Origin of the sequence: Rheinheimera pleomorphica (assembly GCF_011634895.1) — a bacterium.
In the GTDB taxonomy this organism is placed as follows: Bacteria; Pseudomonadota; Gammaproteobacteria; order Enterobacterales; family Alteromonadaceae; genus Alishewanella; species Alishewanella pleomorphica.
In genome coordinates this window covers 237463-254160 of sequence record NZ_SIRR01000008.1, presented here as the reverse complement: position 1 = coordinate 254160, position 16698 = coordinate 237463, and the positions used below count along the sequence as shown (strand labels likewise).

General features: G+C 49.3%; 22 protein-coding genes. 13 read left to right on the top strand and 9 right to left on the bottom strand.

Annotated features, from left to right (window positions below; translation table 11 throughout):
* Window positions 1-345: 345 nt before the first annotated feature.
* Window positions 346-1188, bottom strand: coding sequence for an NADPH-dependent 7-cyano-7-deazaguanine reductase QueF (queF, locus tag EYB30_RS10350; RefSeq protein ID WP_166838842.1), 843 nt, complete (start codon window positions 1186-1188; stop codon window positions 346-348).
* A gap of 73 nt (window positions 1189-1261) precedes the next feature.
* Here queF and syd point away from each other — a divergent pair, with 73 nt between their 5' ends.
* Window positions 1262-1813: a SecY-interacting protein gene (syd, locus tag EYB30_RS10345; RefSeq protein ID WP_166838841.1), complete on the top strand. Its 552-nt coding sequence runs from the start codon at window positions 1262-1264 to the stop codon at window positions 1811-1813.
* Here syd and EYB30_RS10340 read toward each other — a convergent pair.
* Window positions 1780-2577, bottom strand: a complete 798-nt coding sequence (locus EYB30_RS10340; protein WP_166838840.1) for a Zn-ribbon-containing protein — start codon at window positions 2575-2577, stop codon at window positions 1780-1782. The two genes, syd and EYB30_RS10340, sit on opposite strands and share 34 nt — an antisense overlap.
* 2 nt (window positions 2578-2579) lie before the next feature.
* On the bottom strand, window positions 2580-2873 hold the full coding sequence (locus EYB30_RS10335) for a hypothetical protein (RefSeq protein WP_166838839.1): 294 nt from the start codon (window positions 2871-2873) through the stop codon (window positions 2580-2582).
* A 176-nt stretch (window positions 2874-3049) separates the two neighbouring features.
* Here EYB30_RS10335 and EYB30_RS10330 point away from each other — a divergent pair, with 176 nt between their 5' ends.
* Window positions 3050-3409, top strand: a complete 360-nt coding sequence (locus EYB30_RS10330) for a DUF3192 domain-containing protein (protein ID WP_166838838.1) — start codon at window positions 3050-3052, stop codon at window positions 3407-3409.
* Window positions 3410-3480: 71 nt separating this feature from the next.
* Here the strand turns inward: EYB30_RS10330 and EYB30_RS10325 are convergent, their stop codons facing one another.
* The gene (locus EYB30_RS10325; RefSeq protein ID WP_166838837.1) at window positions 3481-3708 is read right to left on the bottom strand and encodes a DUF2789 domain-containing protein; all 228 of its coding nucleotides are present in this window, start codon (window positions 3706-3708) and stop codon (window positions 3481-3483) included.
* A gap of 145 nt (window positions 3709-3853) precedes the next feature.
* Here EYB30_RS10325 and EYB30_RS10320 point away from each other — a divergent pair, with 145 nt between their 5' ends.
* On the top strand, window positions 3854-4504 hold the full coding sequence (locus tag EYB30_RS10320; protein WP_166838836.1) for a GNAT family N-acetyltransferase: 651 nt from the start codon (window positions 3854-3856) through the stop codon (window positions 4502-4504).
* 18 nt (window positions 4505-4522) lie between these two features.
* On the top strand, window positions 4523-4840 hold the full coding sequence (locus EYB30_RS10315) for an Mpo1-like protein (RefSeq protein WP_166838835.1): 318 nt from the start codon (window positions 4523-4525) through the stop codon (window positions 4838-4840).
* Here the strand turns inward: EYB30_RS10315 and EYB30_RS10310 are convergent.
* Window positions 4833-5132 (bottom strand): DUF3301 domain-containing protein, encoded by a 300-nt coding sequence (locus EYB30_RS10310; protein WP_166838834.1) that lies wholly within the window; start codon window positions 5130-5132, stop codon window positions 4833-4835. The genes EYB30_RS10315 and EYB30_RS10310 overlap by 8 nt on opposite strands.
* 110 nt (window positions 5133-5242) lie before the next feature.
* Between EYB30_RS10310 and EYB30_RS10305 the strand changes: the two genes are divergently transcribed.
* Genes EYB30_RS10305 through EYB30_RS10295 form a run of 3 tightly spaced genes read left to right on the top strand, consistent with a single transcriptional unit; the run spans window position 5243 to window position 6803 of the window.
* Entirely contained in the window at window positions 5243-5563 is a 321-nt protein-coding gene (locus tag EYB30_RS10305) for a YqcC family protein (RefSeq protein ID WP_166838833.1), read from the top strand.
* Entirely contained in the window at window positions 5560-6372 is an 813-nt protein-coding gene (gene truC / locus EYB30_RS10300; RefSeq protein WP_166838832.1) for a tRNA pseudouridine(65) synthase TruC, read from the top strand. Before EYB30_RS10305 ends, truC begins: the two co-directional genes overlap by 4 nt.
* Window positions 6354-6803 carry a flavodoxin gene (locus tag EYB30_RS10295; RefSeq protein ID WP_166838831.1) on the top strand — a complete coding sequence of 150 codons (450 nt, stop codon included), beginning with the start codon at window positions 6354-6356 and terminating at the stop codon, window positions 6801-6803. Before truC ends, EYB30_RS10295 begins: the two co-directional genes overlap by 19 nt.
* Here EYB30_RS10295 and cysZ read toward each other — a convergent pair.
* Window positions 6800-7561: a sulfate transporter CysZ gene (cysZ, locus tag EYB30_RS10290; protein WP_166838830.1), complete on the bottom strand. Its 762-nt coding sequence runs from the start codon at window positions 7559-7561 to the stop codon at window positions 6800-6802. The genes EYB30_RS10295 and cysZ overlap by 4 nt on opposite strands.
* 204 nt (window positions 7562-7765) lie before the next feature.
* Between cysZ and EYB30_RS10285 the strand changes: the two genes are divergently transcribed.
* Window positions 7766-7960 (top strand): hypothetical protein, encoded by a 195-nt coding sequence (locus EYB30_RS10285; RefSeq protein ID WP_166838829.1) that lies wholly within the window; start codon window positions 7766-7768, stop codon window positions 7958-7960.
* Between the two features lie 68 nt (window positions 7961-8028).
* On the opposite strand, the gene dapD is transcribed toward EYB30_RS10285, so the two are convergent.
* Genes dapD through map form a run of 3 tightly spaced genes read right to left on the bottom strand, consistent with a single transcriptional unit; the run spans window position 8029 to window position 12297 of the window.
* Entirely contained in the window at window positions 8029-8853 is an 825-nt protein-coding gene (dapD, locus tag EYB30_RS10280; protein ID WP_166838828.1) for a 2,3,4,5-tetrahydropyridine-2,6-dicarboxylate N-succinyltransferase, read from the bottom strand.
* 8 nt (window positions 8854-8861) lie between these two features.
* Entirely contained in the window at window positions 8862-11486 is a 2625-nt protein-coding gene (gene glnD, locus EYB30_RS10275; protein WP_166838827.1) for a bifunctional uridylyltransferase/uridylyl-removing protein GlnD, read from the bottom strand.
* Window positions 11487-11508: 22 nt separating this feature from the next.
* Window positions 11509-12297: a type I methionyl aminopeptidase gene (gene map / locus EYB30_RS10270; RefSeq protein WP_166838826.1), complete on the bottom strand. Its 789-nt coding sequence runs from the start codon at window positions 12295-12297 to the stop codon at window positions 11509-11511.
* A 305-nt stretch (window positions 12298-12602) separates the two neighbouring features.
* Here map and rpsB point away from each other — a divergent pair, with 305 nt between their 5' ends.
* The 5 genes from rpsB (at window position 12603) to uppS (ending at window position 16696) form a co-directional block, all read left to right on the top strand.
* A complete protein-coding gene (rpsB, locus tag EYB30_RS10265; RefSeq protein WP_166838825.1) occupies window positions 12603-13331 on the top strand; it encodes a 30S ribosomal protein S2 in 729 nt (242 codons plus the stop codon).
* A 105-nt stretch (window positions 13332-13436) separates the two neighbouring features.
* Window positions 13437-14309, top strand: a complete 873-nt coding sequence (gene tsf / locus EYB30_RS10260; protein ID WP_166839332.1) for a translation elongation factor Ts — start codon at window positions 13437-13439, stop codon at window positions 14307-14309.
* 119 nt (window positions 14310-14428) lie between these two features.
* The gene (gene pyrH / locus EYB30_RS10255) at window positions 14429-15169 is read left to right on the top strand and encodes a UMP kinase (protein ID WP_166838824.1); all 741 of its coding nucleotides are present in this window, start codon (window positions 14429-14431) and stop codon (window positions 15167-15169) included.
* Window positions 15170-15229: 60 nt separating this feature from the next.
* Window positions 15230-15787: a ribosome recycling factor gene (frr, locus tag EYB30_RS10250; protein WP_166838823.1), complete on the top strand. Its 558-nt coding sequence runs from the start codon at window positions 15230-15232 to the stop codon at window positions 15785-15787.
* Between the two features lie 144 nt (window positions 15788-15931).
* Complete coding sequence (gene uppS, locus EYB30_RS10245) at window positions 15932-16696, top strand: polyprenyl diphosphate synthase (RefSeq protein ID WP_166838822.1); 765 nt, start codon at window positions 15932-15934, stop codon at window positions 16694-16696.
* Window positions 16697-16698: the final 2 nt, after the last annotated feature.

Here is a 16698-nt window from a genome sequence, read left to right as displayed (position 1 = left end):
GGGGTAGGGAATATTGTTATGTCTGGTTTACGGCTTACTGGCTGTTTACTTTTTGCACAGGTAGTAAGGCAACCAGGATGCTTCTTCAGCAGAGGTCAGATATTGCATAATCAGCAGTCCTTGTTGGAACTTCTGTCTGGCAGTCCATCCGCCAGACGCTGCATATTTAAGCAGAAAATGCGGCTTTTTGAAAGTTGATTTGTAATGTTTCTTTTTGGGTTTCAGTTTTTGCGCTTTATTATGGCAAGTTATTTTTACTGATTCTTATTAAGTTGCTGATTAGCTTTATTTTATTTTAACTTGCGGTTTCGCTGATTGTGAAACCGCTATGGTAATAAAACAGGGTTACTGTCGGCTTAAGCGGATCGCCGGCGGGGTACAGGGTTCGCTGGCGCGCCAGGGGTTAATGTCGAGGCCGCCACGGCGGGTATAGCGGGCATATACCGCTAAAAACTCTGGCTGACAGCGGGCCCAGATATCGCTGAAAATACGCTCGACACACTGCTCGTGAAACTCATTGTGGCTGCGAAAGCTGATCAAATACCGCAGCAGGCCTTCATGATCCAGCGCTTTACCGCGGTAATGAATATAAACACTGGCCCAATCTGGTTGTGAGGTGATCAGGCAATTGGATTTTAACAGGTGTGAATGCAGCTTTTCCTCTACCCGATCGCCGTCTTGTTGCAACTTAAGCAAACTGGCATCGTACTGATACTGCGTAATTTCAATATCCAGATCGTCGATACAGCGGCCGGGGATCCAGGTCGGCTGAAACGCCATAATTTCGTTGACATTGTGCAGGCTGACTTTAACCGGCTTACCAGCACAGGCAGACAAATCCTGCTGCAGATGCTGGTATACCTGGCCCAAATCGGTAAAGCGGCTTTGGTTAAAGCTATTTAAGTACAGTTTAAACGACTTAGACTCTATCAGATTAGCCGAATCAAACGGCACCACAAAGGTAGCCAGCGCCACCATAGGTTTGCCTTTGGCATTGAGCCAGGACAATTCATAACCATGCCAGATATCCTGACCGACAAAAGGCAGGGCAGCAGCGTCCAGGCCTATATCGTCGCGGCCCAAACTGCGAGGCACGGCCTGTAGTAAACTGGCATCGTATTTATCGGCGTAGGCGGTTATTTTGCCCAGGCTTAAACCGGCTAATGCCTCTGAATGGCCTTTGCTCATATCTGTTGCTGTCATCACATTGGGTTAGCGTTACAATGTGGCAAGTTTATCATAAAGTTTAATGGAAGGTCGCGTGGCGCTTGCAAGCAATTACACTGATTTTATTCAGCAGTCTGTGCGCTGGTATCAGCAGCAACAACTTAAGTTAACGACCTGGGCCGATCCGGCTAGCCCATCGCCTTGTCAGGTTGGTGAGATCAGTGACAATACCGTGCAATGGCAGCCGGTGTTACAGCAAGCCCCGGCAGATTTTCTCAACGTGGAGCAGGCACTGGAGCTGACATTACATCCGGACGTTAAGTGCTTTTATCAGCTGTACTATGGTGCCGGGTTAGCCGCACAGCATGCTCGCGGCAAATTGATGTTATTAATGCTGTGGAATAGCGACGATGTTAAACGGCTGCAGGAAAACATCATTGGCCACATTATAATGAAACGCCGTTTAAAACAGCGGGAAACGGTGTTTTTTGCCACCACTGAAGATGATGATATATTGTTGTCGGTATTAAACAGCACCGGCGAGGTGTTTTTAGAGCATGTCGGGCAGGAAGTCAGCGAAAAACTGGCGGATAATCTGGCCGGGTTTATGGCTCAGCTGTCTCCCTGTTCTGCAGAAGGGCTTTGACAGTCCCAGGCAATATTGCCAAGTAAGCGACAGGGCTCGCATTGAAAATCAAAGCGCTGATGCAGAGGCTCGGCTAAGCGCCAGTTGCCACCGCAGCCGGGGCAGCTTTTGTTGCGTTCGGCGGCACAGTCAGTACTGCTGCCGCTGTATAGCGCATAGTACACCGCAGCACCGCTGGCCTGTTCCAGCTGGCGGGCTAATTGCCGGCCTTGGCGGTTTAACCGGCTGTGCAGTTGTTGCAAACTGCGCTCAGCCGTTTTTCGCAGCACCCTGTTTTGTTGCATCTGGATTTCATCCAGTGCCTGGTATTGCAATTGCCAGCGGATCAACTGTTGATGATCGCCGTCACGGGCCGGGATCTGGTACAGCGGCACCGGTGCCAGGTGTTCGGCGCAGCGCAGTGGCGAGCAGGTATCGCTAAACCGGCTATATAAAATGTAACTACGGGCTTGCTGACAGGGATCGGTGTGTGGCGACATCAGATCCATGCCCAGTGTCTGGCATTGTGGGTAGGCTAAGCCGGCCGCAGCCAACTGCTGTAGCGCGAACATCGCGGCAGGACTGTGGTGCTTTTGCAGCAAAGCGTCGGTGGCCGGCAACACCACCCGGCTGGCAAAGCGGTCTTGCTGCCAGGCGGTTGGAAATTCACGGCCTAACAGCTGGCCATTAAAAATCAGCGTTTCGATATAGCGGCGAATAGCCGCTTCAGCGCTACTAAAGTCGGTATCTGCAATCACTTTAAACGTTAGCTCAGCCAGGTACATCTTCAGCGCTCCAGTTTATTCAGAAGCAGATCTAACTTGGCTTCAATGCGTTGTAAGCGGTGGTTGATGTCATCATGTTGCGCCTGATCAGGCTGTGGCTTATCCGGCGGCAATGACGGTGTGGTGGCCATCTCAGCATACACCGGGTTATTGCGCCAGTGCTGGTAAGCAGCAAACAGTTGCTGCGGCGCAATCCGGCCGGCTAAGCGGGCACGAAACAACGCCAGGCTGGGGGTTTTTCCTTCTTGCTGCAGTTGGCTGGCAACCTGCTGCAGCAGTTGTAGTGCATCGTTCATGCTATTTGCCTGTTTGACTAACGAGTAGCGAAATTTACCACTGTTTGGTGTTTGGTTACAGCGCTCTATTTTCAATGCCTTGTTTTATAAGGAATAAATCAATGGCATGTTCTTTGCTGTTATCGCTGCAGGCTGCACAGGCGGCTGCTTTATTAAAACAACAAAGGAAAATCATTATGTTAGCAAAAGTTGCGCTGGCTGCGGCTCTGGCGGTAAGTTTATCAGGATGTGTGGTTGCGGTGGGCGGTAACCATGAGTTTGATGATGACAACAGCTGGAAAAAAACGCAGCGCTTTAATCAGGAACAAATTAATAAACTCACGCTGGATATGAGCGCTGATGATATCCGCACTCTGATGGGCACCCCGGATTTTACTGAATCATTTAACAAAGACGGTGACACAGTGCAGGTGTTGTTCTACCGTACTCATCATCAGAAAAGTGATGGCAAGACCACTAAAGAGGAATGTACGCCACTCATTTTTAAGCAAAACCGTCTAACCGGCTGGGGCGACAAGGCGTATCAGTATCTTTAAGCACACTTTATCTTTGTAAACGCACTTTGCTCAGCGCATTACAGCGCTGAGCGGCCAACCGGGCGCTATTGTTAGTGCAGCAGCGTATTTAATTCATCAATAATCTCGCACCATTCGGCGTCTTGCTTTAACGACTCGCGTAAAAAGCTGGCCTGAGCGCTATTCCAAAAAGGGGCATCCTGAATAGCCATACCCGGCGCTAACTTATGCTGGTGAATAAACTGCTTTATCGCCTGTTCGTTGTTGTCCAGCCCCAGCTGAGCAAACAGCGTATGCAGCGTATGCGCTGTGGTGTCCATAGTGGCCTCCTGTTCATTTAATGCCTGTTTTAAAGCATAGCCAGTTTTGTATTTTTTGCTGCAGGCAGTGGCTTGGCAAGTGTCAGCCTTACTGCTATTGTGAATAAAAAAACAACAATAACCACACTATCTGCAGGGAGTCATCATGTTGACAGAGTTAAATACGCTGGAGCTGGAACGCTTAAAAGCCATGTTGCTTAGCGCCGATGAGTTAAAGCTGGCGGCGTCTTTGTTGTATCAGTCTTATTATGATGACCCGCTGTTTATGGAAATTTTCCGCGCCGACAAGCCCGATTACGAGCAGCGTTTGCGCGCCGCTATCCGCGAAGAGTTAAACACGTTTTGGCAGGCGCAGCAGCCAATGATAGGCTTGTTTAATGCAGAGCAATTGCTGGGCGTGGCTTGTGTTATTACGCCGGACTCCGGCATTGGTGCTGGTCGGTTGTGGCACTGGCGCTTGAAAATGCTGCTTACTGCCGGTTATGTGTCAACTAAACAGCTGCTCGACAAAGAGCAAAAAATCCATGCAGCTATGCCAGCTGAGCGCTACCATATGCTTGCTTTTATTGCAGTTGCTCCTAAGCATCAGCATTTAGGCTTAGGCCACTACCTGATCCATGCGGTGGATTCTATAGTGGATAAAGATCAGCACTCTGCTGGTATTGGTGTTTTTGTCACGCTGGACAAATACAAGACATTTTTTGCCGGCGATCAGTATCAGCCGGTGACCGAACTTGCCTTTAATACCGTCAGTGGTACCCTGATGTTCCGCCAGCGTCAAAATGTCGCAGCTTAACCAGACAGGCCTCAGCGTATGCATAAGTTCAGTCGTTTTGCCGAATTTTATCCGTATTATTTAGCCGAGCACCAACACCCGGTGTGCCGTGCCTTGCATTACACCGGCAGTATGCTGGTGATAGCCGTGCTGTTGTATGCCGTACTTAGCCAATACTGGCAATTGTTGTGGTTATTGCCGGTTATTGGTTACGGCTTTGCCTGGTTAGGACACTTTTTATTTGAACACAACAAGCCCGCTACCTTTAAATACCCGTTTTACAGCCTGGCGGCCGATTGGGTGATGCTAAAAGATTTTTTAACCGGGCAGTTAAAAGGCAAATTGCCGGCTAATTAATGCGATAAGCCGGTAAGTTAAACGCCGCCAGGCGCATGCCGCTCAGCAGTAATTCTGCCTGGTAGCGGCTTTCTCCATCTCCGCTAAAGTCGACCTGATACAGCGTGATAAAGCGCAGACGCCCCTGTATTTTACGAAAGCTGTGACCACTGCGGCCGCAATCGAGTAGCTGTAGTTGCTGTTGTTGGCATAGCTGACGTGCCACCACGACAGCACGCTCGTCTTGTTTGCGCTGTAACCAGAACAAATAACAAATCGTGCTGATCAGCAGCAGTAATAATACTGAACCCATGTGTGTCTCCTGAAACTATTGGCTGATAATGCTGATTGCTGTCGGCTTTTACAAGGGCTGATGCTGGCTTTTGCTTATGTTAAACTTGGCCACCCGGATCTGAGGTTCTTATGTCAGAAGTAGTACAACAGCTGTTAGATGAACTGGAAGCCGAGCTAAAGGCCCAACAACTGTGGGCGTCACAAGCGCCCGATGCCACATCGCTTAGCAGCACTTTACCGTTTTGTTATGACACCCTAAAGCTGGAACAATGGCTACAATTTATCTTTCTGCCACGGCTGCAGGCGCTACTGGATGCTCAGCACGCCTTGCCAACTAAGGTCAGTATACTGCCGATGGCCGAGCTGGCGTTTAATGATAGCGCGCCACGCCCAGCTATATTACTGAACATTATTAGGCGCATTGACAACATCTTGTCAGGAGTAGCATGAGTTCAGCTGAACCTTTTATTTTAACTGCACCGCTGACGATTCTGTATCAGGATGAGCATATTGTCGCGATAGATAAACCCAGTGGCATGCTGGTGCATCGCTCATTTCTGGATAAGCACGAAACGGTGTTTGTTATGCAAAGCTTGCGCGACCAAATTGGCCAGCATGTGTTTCCAGTGCACCGCTTAGACAGGCCAACATCCGGTGTGCTGCTGTTTGCATTATCTGCTGAGGTAGCACGTCTGCTGGGCGAGCAGCAGCAACTAAAGCAATGGCGCAAGTATTATCTGGCCGTGGTACGCGGCTTTTTGCCCGCTGGCGGCGAGCTGGATTACCCGCTCAAAGAGCAGCTGGATAAAATTGCTGATAAATTCAGCCGGGAAGATAAAGCGCCGCAGCAAGCGATAACCCGTTATCAGCCGCTGCAGCAGGTAGAGCTACCAATACCGGTCAGTAAGTATCCGGCCGCGCGATATTCTTTAATTGCACTGCAACCGCTAACCGGTCGTAAGCACCAGCTACGGCGCCATCTGGCGCACTTACGTTACCCAATAGTGGGGGATACCAGCCATGGCGATGGTAAACACAATGCGTTATTTAAACAGCAGTTTAATTGCCGTCGCTTAATGTTAGTGGCCAAGCAATTGCAGCTGCTGCATCCGGTTAGCGGTGAACCTTTGCTGTTTAGTGCCGGTCTGAACGAACTTGAACCCTTATTTCGTCAGTTTGGCTGGCCAACGGATGATAAGTATTATCAGCAACAGTTTGCTGAGCATTTTATGGAGGAAAAATGGCAAAAATCGCAGTAATGGTAGGCAGTGTGTATGGTGCGGCGCAGTATGTTGCGGAGGAAGCCCAATCGCTGCTGACTACAATAGGGCATGACATCAGGTTGTATGAAGAGCCTAAGCTGGACGATGTGCTTAACTTTAATGCCGATATCTGGCTGCTGATTAGCTCTACCACCGGTCAGGGCGATATTCCGGATAATCTGCTGCCATTTTATCTGGACGTACAAAACCGCTTTCCGCTACTGACCGGCAAACACTTTGCCGTGATTGCGTTGGGCGATAGCAGCTATGACACCTTTTGCGGCGCCGGTGAGCAACTGCGTGAGCTGCTGCTGGAAATTCAGGGCACAGAGCTAGCCCCTATGCTGCGTATTGATGCCGGTGAAACGCTGGAACCAGAAACGATCGCCTTGCCATGGCTTAAACAACAGTTTAGCGCGCAGAGTTAACAATATTTATCCAGCTTGTTATAGGCCTTTGCGCCCGGTACTTTTAGTGCCGGGTCGTTTTGTGCTGCCAGTTTATCCACCCACATCGCGGTGGCGCCGCATACGGCTATCGGCATAACAAACAGGTTAAACAGCGGGACCATGCAGGCAATATTTACCGTAATGCCAAAAGCAAAGCTGTTGCCCGGTTGGTTGCGCAGTTGCTGGCGCATGGTGCGAAAGTCTATTTTGTGGTTGTCGTAGGGGTAATCAATATACTGAATGGCCAGTAGCCAGCTGGTAAATAAAAACCACAATATCGGGCCTATAACCGGCAGAAATAAAAACAGGATAAATAAAATAATGGCGCGCGGCAGCGCGTACAGCAGTTTTTGCCATTCGCGCCCCAACATGCGCGGCATATCTTTGATAAAACCGCCGACGCCGATATCGGGCAGGGTTTTGCCGCTTAAATGGGCTTCTACTTTTTCGCTTAATAAACCATTAAAAGGTGCGGCGATGAAGTTGGCCACCATCGTAAAGCTATAGGCTAAACCAATCACCAGCGTCATCACACCCAGCGGGATCAGCAAATACTCCAGCCAATGTAGCCAGGATGGTAAATACTGCTGTACTGCGCTAACCATGGCATTAACCTGAGCCAGTAAAATATAAAAAGCAAAGGAGAACAACAGCAGGTTAATTAGCAGCGGCACCAGCACAAAACGCTTTAAACCTTTGGTGTGGATCAAACTTAAGCCACGGAAAAAATAGTACATTACTACCTCGACAGAAAAATGGTAACGCTAAGTGCAGTATAAAGTGTCTGAGACCTAAGTCTGCGTTGTTGATTGGGGTTTTTTGGTAACAGAATATAACGCTGTTACACAGCGCTGGCACAACAGGGGCGGTTTTATGCTAGAATGCGCCCAGTTTTTACCGCAGCGCGGTGCAACCGGTTCTAAATAAATGAAGGGTGAGATATGGCGATGTTAGGTTCGGCGCTGGTATTTGGTTTAACCACACTGTGCTTACTGGCAGGCTTAACCTGTCTGTTTTCGGCGCTGTTAGTGCCGGCAGAGGTGGGCCCGGAAAAGCGTTTTGAAAAGCGGCTGGAATACGTGATGTTTGCTGCCGTTGGTCTGGTCAGCTTTGCAGTGCTGTTGTTTATCAGTTAATGCACTCTGTCAACTGATGCAAAAACGGCAGCCTTAGGCTGCCGTTTTGTTATCTGGCTGAAGCGGGCTTACTCCACGCTGCGCAGCAGGGCATTAATACCCACTTTGGCGCGGGTTTGCGCATCCACTTTCTTGACGATAATCGCCGCATATAAACTGTGGCTGCCATCTTTAGATGGAATTGAACCTGGCACCACTACGGCGCCGGCTGGCACCCGGCCATAGCTGATTTCACCGGTTTCGCGGTCATAAATACGGGTACTCTGGCTGATATAAACACCCATTGATAGCACAGCGCCTTCTTCAATAACAACACCTTCCACCACTTCAGAGCGGGCACCGATAAAGCAGTTGTCTTCAATAATGGTTGGGTTGGCTTGCAGTGGCTCTAATACACCACCTATGCCGACGCCGCCGGATAAATGCACGTTTTTACCAATTTGCGCGCAGCTGCCCACGGTGGCCCAGGTGTCTACCATAGTGCCTTCACCGACATAGGCACCAATATTGACGTAAGAGGGCATCAGTACCACGTTTTTCGCAATATAACTGCCGCGGCGCACCGCGGCCGGTGGTACTACGCGCACACCGTCAGAGCGGAATTGCTCATCAGTGTAAGACGCGTATTTCATTGGCACTTTATCGAAAAAGCGGTTTTCCGCGCCATCCATTACCTGGTTGTCGTTAATGCGAAACGACAGCAATACGGCTTTTTTCAACCATTGATGCACGACCCATTCACCGGCAATTTTCTCAGCCACCCGGGCGCTGCCGTTATCCAGCATGCTAATGACTGTTTCTACTGCCTGTTTCACATCTAAGGTTACGGTGTTTGGCGTAATGTCGGCGCGTTGTTCAAATGCCTGCTCGATAATACTTTTTAACTCTGACATTGGGTATATTAGCCTTCTGTTTGCTGTGAAAGTTGCTCGATCAATGCCCGTTTCAGTGTGCTTTGCTGCTCAGTGGACAGCGCCTGATCGTCGCTATTTGAAATCATAAAAAAGTCTTCTGCCCGCTCACCTATGGTGGTGATTTTCGCCGCATGAATATTGACATCGCAGCGCTGAAATACTTCACCGATATTGGCCAGCAAGCCAGGCGTATCCAGTGCGGCCAGCTCTATCATAGTGCGCTTGCTGGTATTGCCGGGCAGAAACACCACCTTGGGCGGTACATTAAACTGGCGCATCTGGCGCGATAGTTTGGTTTTTTGCCGCGATAAATCCGGCTTACCGGCAATATACAGCTCCAGTGCGCGTTTAATGCTTTGCTGGCGCGATGGCGAATTCACCGGATCGCCGTTTTGCTCAAGAATAACAAAGGTATCCATGGCATAACCATCTTTATTAGTCATGATCTGGGCATCAAAAATATTCACCTTTTTGCTGTCCAGTGCCGCCACTAAACGGGCAAATAATTTCGGCTGATCTTTAGTGTAAATAAACACCTGGGTGCCGCCACGAATCGGTGCCTTGCTAATTAACACCAATGGTTCGTCCGGGTTTTTGTGCCGCAGTATATGCTCACAATGCCAGACAATTTGCTTGGCGCTGTAGCGGGCAAAGTAATCGGCTTTAATCCGGCTCCACAACTGCAGAATTTCGCTCTCGCTAAAGGTTTGCTTTAGCAGCAGTGGCATGGCCTCGCTCTGGTTTTCACGAATTAAGTCACGCAGGTCCATCGGTTTTTCCAGGCCACGGCGAAAAGCTTTTTGTGTGGCCAGAAACAGCTCACGCAGCAGCGAGCCTTTCCAATCGTTCCATAAGTTGTCGTTGGTGGCGCGAATATCAGCCAGCGTTAAACAATACAGGTAATTAAGCCGGGTTTCGTCGCGTACTTTTTCGGCGAACTCGGCCACTACCGCAGGGTCATGAATATCGCGGCGCTGCGCCGTCACCGACATGAGCAAATGGTGCTCGACCAACCAGGCAATCAGTTTGCTGTCAAACTCCGACAGTTTATGCAGTTTGGCAAACTCTCGTACATCCATCGCGCCCAGCTCTGAGTGGTCACCGCCGCGGCCTTTGGCAATGTCGTGAAAAATACCGGCCAGATATAACAGCTCTGGCTTTTCCATTTTTTTGACGATGTCGCTACACAGCGGAAACTCGCTTTCATGCTCGCTTAAGGTGTATTTGTATAAGTTTTTCAGCAAACGGTGGGTATGTTCATCCACGGTGTAAGCATGAAATAAATCAAATTGCATCTGGCCGACAATGTTGCGCCACTGCGGCAGATAGGCAGCTAACACACCGTAGCGGTGCATTAGCGTTATAGCTTTGTCCATACCACGCGGGTGACGCATGATGGCTAAAAACAGTTGGCGGCAGGCTTCATAGTCTTGCAAATCGCCCATTAAACGCCGCCGTACCTGGCGGATAAGCCGCATGGTAGAGGAGTGCACACCAGTAATATTGGAGTTATTGGCAATATGCCAGAACAGCCGCAGCAGATTATCACGCCGGGCAAAAACGGCATTATCACGGGCGCAGATCAAATGGCCCTGCAGCTCGAAATAATCATCGAGGATCAGCGTTTTCACTTTCTCTTTGTGGTTTAAAATGCTGCCGTCAAAGTGTTGCAGCAACATTTCATTTAGCTCGGCGACGCGTTGCACGGTGCGGAAAAACCGCTTCATCATGCGCTCTACTGAGGCTTTGCCGTCAGAGCCAAAGCCCAGCCGCTCTGCTACTGCCGGCTGGTAATCAAACAGAATACGGTTTTCGTTGCGGCCCGCTTCGATATGCAGCGCAAAGCGCATTTGCCATAAATAAGCTTCACACTCCATCAGCTCCTGATATTCATCTTCAGTCAGGTACTGATACGCTACCAGCTCTCGCATGGTGCGGGTTTGAAAGTGGCGTTTTGCCACCCAGCCAATGGTTTGAATGTCACGTAAACCACCCGGGTTGGCTTTTAAATTGGGTTCCAGATTATACGCCGTGCCATGGTACTGGGCATGGCGCTGTTGCTGCTCGTGGCGTTTGGCCTGAAAAAATGCCTGGCTGGTCCAAAAACTGTCTTTACTCACCTCAAGCTGCAACTGCTCAAATATCGTTTTGTTGCCGGTTAGCAGGCGCATTTCCAGTAAGTTGGTGGCGATGGTAATATCGTCTTTACCCAGCTTTACCGACTCTTTTACCGTGCGTACGCTGTGGCCGACTTCGAGGCGTAAATCCCATAATAAGGTAATAAACTGGCCGATGGCGTCCTGCTGCGCGGCAGATAACCGGCCCTCGGCCAGGATCAGTAAATCGATATCAGAGCAGGGGTGTAGCTCGCCGCGGCCATAGCCGCCAACGGCAATCAGGCTTAAATCCTTGCTTTTATGCAGTTCAAATTTATGCCATAGCTGTAGCAGTACTTCATCAATAAACGTAGCCCGCGCTTTCACCAGGCTATTAACCGGATGCTGCGAGAAGCTTCTGCTTAACCAGTCGTGAAAGTCGGCGAAATGTTTTTTATAGCTGTCCAGGCTGTAACTGTCCGGAAGCGTTTTGCTAAAGGTTACCGCCTGGCTCATGTCGCAAACTCCGAGGTGAGGTTTATTCTGCCGTTAAAATCCGTTCTATGGTGTCATCCTGGCGCAAGGTCAGAATTTCACAGCCGGTATCGGTGACCAAAATAGTGTGCTCAAACTGGGCGGATAAACTGCGATCTTTGGTGACCACTGTCCAGCCATCGGCCAGTAATTTACTATGGCGGCCGCCGGCGTTAATCATCGGCTCTATGGTTAAACACATGCCGGTTTTTAACACTTCGCCGCTGCCTGGCTTGCCATAGTGCAGCACTTGCGGGTCTTCATGAAACACCGCGCCAATACCATGGCCGCAGTATTCGCGCACCACAGAGTAGCTGTGTGCTTCAGCATGTTGCTGAATAACATGGCCGATATCACCTAAGCGGGCGCCATTTTTTACTTTCTTCAGGCCCAGGTACATACATTCTTGTGTAACCCGGATCAGCCGCTCGGCCATAATGCTGGGTTTGCCGACAACAAACATTTTCGAGGTGTCGCCGTGGTAACCGTCTTTTATCACTGTGATATCGATATTAATAATATCGCCGTCTTTCAGTTTTTTATCGCCAGGAATGCCATGGCAAATCACCTGATTAACCGAGGTACAGATTGATTTGGGAAAGCCGTGATAATTCAGCGGTGCCGGTATCGCTTGTTGCTCGTTAACAATATAGTTATGGCAAATCGTATTTAACTCGTCAGTGGTGACGCCGGCTTTTACATAAGGCTCAATCATTTCCAGCACATCGGCGGCAAGGCGGCCTGCCACGCGCATTTTTTCTATTTCGGCTGGCGTTTTGATAGTCGCAGTCATGCTGTCTCTCTGTTTTGGGGTAATGCCGCTACCCGGCATTACTGCTGCAAAAATACACATTTCATTGTGTTTCTAAGGTGTCTATGGTATAAAGCGCGCCGCAAATTAGCAAATCGCATTAGCGTATATTGCAGAACCTTTTGTTCTTAATAGTGCTAAAACGAAGTTAGTCGGCGAAATTAAACCAAAACACACATGTATCGACACATATTCCGGGGTGCTTTGCCCTGCACTGAACCACAGTCAGGCCAGAGTCGGCATATGGGATACATGGAGGCTTAACCCCTTATACAGGAAATTAAATCATGGCAAAAGTTTCTATGCGCGACATGCTCCAGGCGGGCGTGCACTTCGGTCACCAAACCCGTTACTGGAATCCAAAAATGAAGCCATTCATTTTCGGTGCGCGTAACAAAGTACATATCATCAACCTGGAACAAACTGTTCCTATGATGAACGATGCACTGGCATTCATTCAGCAAGTAGCAGCGAAAAAGGGCAAAATCCTGTTCGTTGGTACTAAGCGTGCCGCTTCTGAAGCCATCAAAGAAGCTGCAATCAAGTCTGATCAGTTCTACGTAAATCACCGTTGGTTAGGTGGTATGCTGACTAACTGGAAAACTGTACGTCAGTCAATCAAACGTTTAAAAGATCTGGAAGCGCAAAGCCAGGACGGTACTTTCGACAAGCTGACCAAGAAAGAAGCTTTAGACCGTACCCGTGAAATGGACAAGCTGGAAAAGAGCTTAGGCGGTATCAAAGACATGGGCGGCTTGCCAGACGTGCTGTTCGTGATCGACGCTGACCATGAACACATTGCGATCAAAGAAGCTAACAACCTGGGTATCCCAGTTGTATCTATCGTTGATACCAACTCTGATCCAAAAGGCGTTGACTATGTAGTGCCAGGTAACGATGACGCGATCCGCGCTATCCAGTTGTACCTGAGTGCTGTTGGTCAGGCTATCCTGGAAGGTCGTGACAAAAACATCGAAGTACAGGCAGAAGCCGAAGCCTTCGTTGAAGCAGAGTAATTTCTCTGTCATTAGCGCAGGCTAAGCTTGCGCTAAACAGTGCAAAATTGCAACAGGGGCCAAGGCCCCTGTTTGTCCAACCAGAATTATTACGAGGAAGCTCCCATGGCTGTAACTGCCGCTTTAGTTAAAGAACTTCGCGAGCGCACTGGCGCTGGCATGATGGATTGTAAAAAAGCATTGGAAGAGACTGCAGGTGATATCGAAGCTGCAATCGACGCGATGCGTAAAAGTGGTCTGGCCAAAGCTGCCAAGAAAGCAGGCCGTATTGCCGCTGAAGGTACCATTATCACTCGCGTAGCCAACGGTTACGGTGTGGCTATCGAGTTTAACTGTGAAACAGACTTCGTTGCCCGTGATGCCAGCTTCCTGGCGTTTGCTAACGCTGTTGCTGATTTAGCTCACGCTAACAAGCTGTTTACTGCTGAAGCTATCTTAGCTGCTGACTTAAACGGCACTTCAGTTGAAGACACCCGCGCTACTTTAGTGGCGAAAATTGGTGAAAACATCAACGTACGTCGCGCAGCGGTCGTTGAAGGCGCTGTTATCGGCCAATACGTGCACTCTGGTCGTATCGGTGTATTAGCCGTACTGGAAGGCGGTAACGAAGATATCGCTAAAGATGTTGCGATGCACGTTGCTGCTAACAACCCAGGTTATGTTAACCCGGAAGACGTATCAGCTGAAGTGGTTGAACGTGAGCGTCAAATCCAGGTTGAAATCGCGGTTAACTCTGGTAAGCCACAAGAAATCGCTGAGAAAATGGTTGCTGGCCGTATGACCAAGTTCACTGGCGAAGTGAGCTTAACCGGTCAACCGTTCGTGAAAGACCCATCAATTACTACAGGTGAATTCCTGAAGCAAAATGGTGCTAAAGCGGTTTCTTTCATTCGCTTAGAAGTAGGCGAAGGTATCGAGAAGAAAGAAGAAGACTTCGCAGCAGAAGTTGCTGCGCAAATCGCGGCTGCCAAGAAGTAATTTATTCTTCTGCCTTTGGGCAAAACCCGCTAGAATAACCGCGGCTTCAGGTTTGACGACCTGACCGCGGTTTTTTTTACCCGCAATACTGCAACTTTACCCAGCACTATGAGGATGTCATGAGCACGAATCCAAAACCAACCTACCGCAGGATCTTATTAAAACTGAGTGGTGAAGCTCTGATGGGCGATGAAGGCTTTGGTATCGACCCCAAAGTACTGGACCGCATGGCGCAGGAAATAAAAGAACTGGTTGAACTGGGTGTGCAGGTGGGTATTGTTATCGGTGGCGGTAATATTTTCCGCGGCGAAGGCCTGGCCAAAGCCGGAATGAACCGGGTGGTGGGCGACCATATGGGGATGTTGGCCACGGTAATGAATGGCCTGGCGATGCGTGATGCGCTGCACCGCGCTTATGTTAACGCCCGTATGATGAGTGCTATTCCACTTAACGGCGTCTGTGACAACTACAGCTGGGCAGAAGCGATAAGCTTATTAAAATCGGGCCGGGTAGTGATTTTCTCTGCTGGTACCGGTAACCCGTTTTTTACCACTGACTCGGCTGCCTGTTTACGCGGTATCGAAATTGAAGCCGATGCGGTGTTAAAAGCCACTAAAGTCGATGGCGTATTTTCAGCCGATCCGGTCAAAGACCCGACGGCTACCCTGTACCATCAGCTGACGTACAATGAAGTGCTGGATAAAGAGCTTAAAGTGATGGATTTAGCGGCCTTTACCCTGGCACGGGACCACAACTTACAAATTCGGGTGTTTAATATGAACACCGCCGGCGCGCTAAAGCGGGTTATTATGGGCGAGCAGGAAGGTACGGTCATCGACCACGCCGAAAATTTACAGTAAACTAGTTCGCTTGGTCATGCAGAGTGCATCAAAGAGACAAAGTATAAAAGGATACAGATCGTGATTAACGACATTATTAAAGACAGCAAAGTGCGGATGGAAAAAAGCGTAGAAGCGCTGAAAAGCCAGTTAACCAAGGTACGTACCGGCCGCGCCCATCCCAGTTTATTAGACGGTATTATGGTGTCTTATTACGGTGCCGATACCCCTCTGCGTCAGGTCGGTAACGTGTCTATCGAAGATGCCCGCACCCTGGCCATTACCGTATTTGATAAAAGCCTGACGGCGGCGGTAGAAAAAGCCATTATGGCATCAGATTTAGGTTTAAACCCAATGTCTGCAGGTACTATCATTCGGGTACCACTACCGCCACTGACCGAAGAGCGGCGTAAAAGCCTGGTGAAGCTGGTGCGTAACGAGGCCGAAGGTGGCCGTGTAGCAGTGCGTAATATCCGTCGTGATGCTAACGCTGAGTTAAAAGCACTGCAAAAAGATAAAGCCATCAGCGAAGATGATGAGCGCCGTGCTACTGACGAAATCCAAAAAATCACCGATGCTTTTGTGAAGAAAATTGACGAAGTTTTGGCAGAGAAAGAAAAGGAACTGATGGAGGTGTAAAACACACTTCTGTTAGCGTATCAGCGTCGTGACGCTTGGGCATTACGGCGCTTTTTTCTATGTAAACGTTTATTTTTTTGTTAGGCAAAGCGCTAAACCAGTAGCAGACTGGTTGTGATTCAGCTAAAGGACAGGTCGCACGTTATGACTGCAGACTCGCAGCTCAAACCGCAGAATTTGCCGCAGCATGTGGCAATTATCATGGATGGAAATGGTCGTTGGGCACAGCAGCAAGGCAAGCCCCGGGTTTGGGGCCACAAAAGAGGCGTCGAAGCTGTCAGGCGCAGTGTTAGCTTTTGCCGCGAGCTGGGGATTAAATCGCTGACATTATTTGCTTTTAGCAGCGAAAACTGGCGCCGGCCAGAAGATGAAGTGTCAACCCTGATGCAGCTGTTTTTAATGGTGTTGCAAAGTGAAGTAAAGACACTGCACAAACATAATGTCAGATTAAAAGTGATTGGCGATTTGTCGGCGTTTAGCGATAAACTCAGAGCCAGCATTGATAAAGCCGAGCAGCTGACAGCGAACAATAGCGCCTTAACGCTGAATATCGCAGCCAATTATGGTGGCCGCTGGGACATGGTCAATGCGGCCCGGCAGCTGGCACGACAAGTAGAGCAAGGTACGCTGCGTGCCGAGCAAATTGATGAACATCTGTTTGCACAACAGGTGCAGATGCATGAACAACCCGAGCTGGATTTATTAATCCGTACCGGTGGAGATTTGCGCATCAGTAATTTTTTATTATGGCAAGCCGCTTATGCTGAGTTCTGGTTTACTGAAACCTTATGGCCGGACTTTGATCAGCAGGTGTTTTCTGAAGCGATAGCTGCCTTTGTCAACCGTGAGCGTCGTTTTGGTTGTACCGGAGAACAAATCCGGCAGCTGGCGACCTTGGGTAAAGGATAACG

Coding starts and splice junctions, on each gene's coding strand:
- queF (WP_166838842.1), bottom strand. CDS start 1,188: ATGAGCAAAGGCCATTCAGAGGCATTAGCCGGTTTAAGCCTGGGCAAA.
- EYB30_RS10340 (WP_166838840.1), bottom strand. CDS start 2,577: ATGTACCTGGCTGAGCTAACGTTTAAAGTGATTGCAGATACCGACTTT.
- EYB30_RS10335 (WP_166838839.1), bottom strand. CDS start 2,873: ATGAACGATGCACTACAACTGCTGCAGCAGGTTGCCAGCCAACTGCAG.
- EYB30_RS10330 (WP_166838838.1), top strand. CDS start 3,050: ATGTTAGCAAAAGTTGCGCTGGCTGCGGCTCTGGCGGTAAGTTTATCA.
- EYB30_RS10325 (WP_166838837.1), bottom strand. CDS start 3,708: ATGGACACCACAGCGCATACGCTGCATACGCTGTTTGCTCAGCTGGGG.
- EYB30_RS10320 (WP_166838836.1), top strand. CDS start 3,854: ATGTTGACAGAGTTAAATACGCTGGAGCTGGAACGCTTAAAAGCCATG.
- EYB30_RS10315 (WP_166838835.1), top strand. CDS start 4,523: ATGCATAAGTTCAGTCGTTTTGCCGAATTTTATCCGTATTATTTAGCC.
- EYB30_RS10310 (WP_166838834.1), bottom strand. CDS start 5,132: ATGGGTTCAGTATTATTACTGCTGCTGATCAGCACGATTTGTTATTTG.
- EYB30_RS10305 (WP_166838833.1), top strand. CDS start 5,243: ATGTCAGAAGTAGTACAACAGCTGTTAGATGAACTGGAAGCCGAGCTA.
- truC (WP_166838832.1), top strand. CDS start 5,560: ATGAGTTCAGCTGAACCTTTTATTTTAACTGCACCGCTGACGATTCTG.
- EYB30_RS10295 (WP_166838831.1), top strand. CDS start 6,354: ATGGCAAAAATCGCAGTAATGGTAGGCAGTGTGTATGGTGCGGCGCAG.
- cysZ (WP_166838830.1), bottom strand. CDS start 7,561: ATGTACTATTTTTTCCGTGGCTTAAGTTTGATCCACACCAAAGGTTTA.
- EYB30_RS10285 (WP_166838829.1), top strand. CDS start 7,766: ATGGCGATGTTAGGTTCGGCGCTGGTATTTGGTTTAACCACACTGTGC.
- dapD (WP_166838828.1), bottom strand. CDS start 8,853: ATGTCAGAGTTAAAAAGTATTATCGAGCAGGCATTTGAACAACGCGCC.
- glnD (WP_166838827.1), bottom strand. CDS start 11,486: ATGAGCCAGGCGGTAACCTTTAGCAAAACGCTTCCGGACAGTTACAGC.
- map (WP_166838826.1), bottom strand. CDS start 12,297: ATGACTGCGACTATCAAAACGCCAGCCGAAATAGAAAAAATGCGCGTG.
- rpsB (WP_166838825.1), top strand. CDS start 12,603: ATGGCAAAAGTTTCTATGCGCGACATGCTCCAGGCGGGCGTGCACTTC.
- tsf (WP_166839332.1), top strand. CDS start 13,437: ATGGCTGTAACTGCCGCTTTAGTTAAAGAACTTCGCGAGCGCACTGGC.
- pyrH (WP_166838824.1), top strand. CDS start 14,429: ATGAGCACGAATCCAAAACCAACCTACCGCAGGATCTTATTAAAACTG.
- uppS (WP_166838822.1), top strand. CDS start 15,932: ATGACTGCAGACTCGCAGCTCAAACCGCAGAATTTGCCGCAGCATGTG.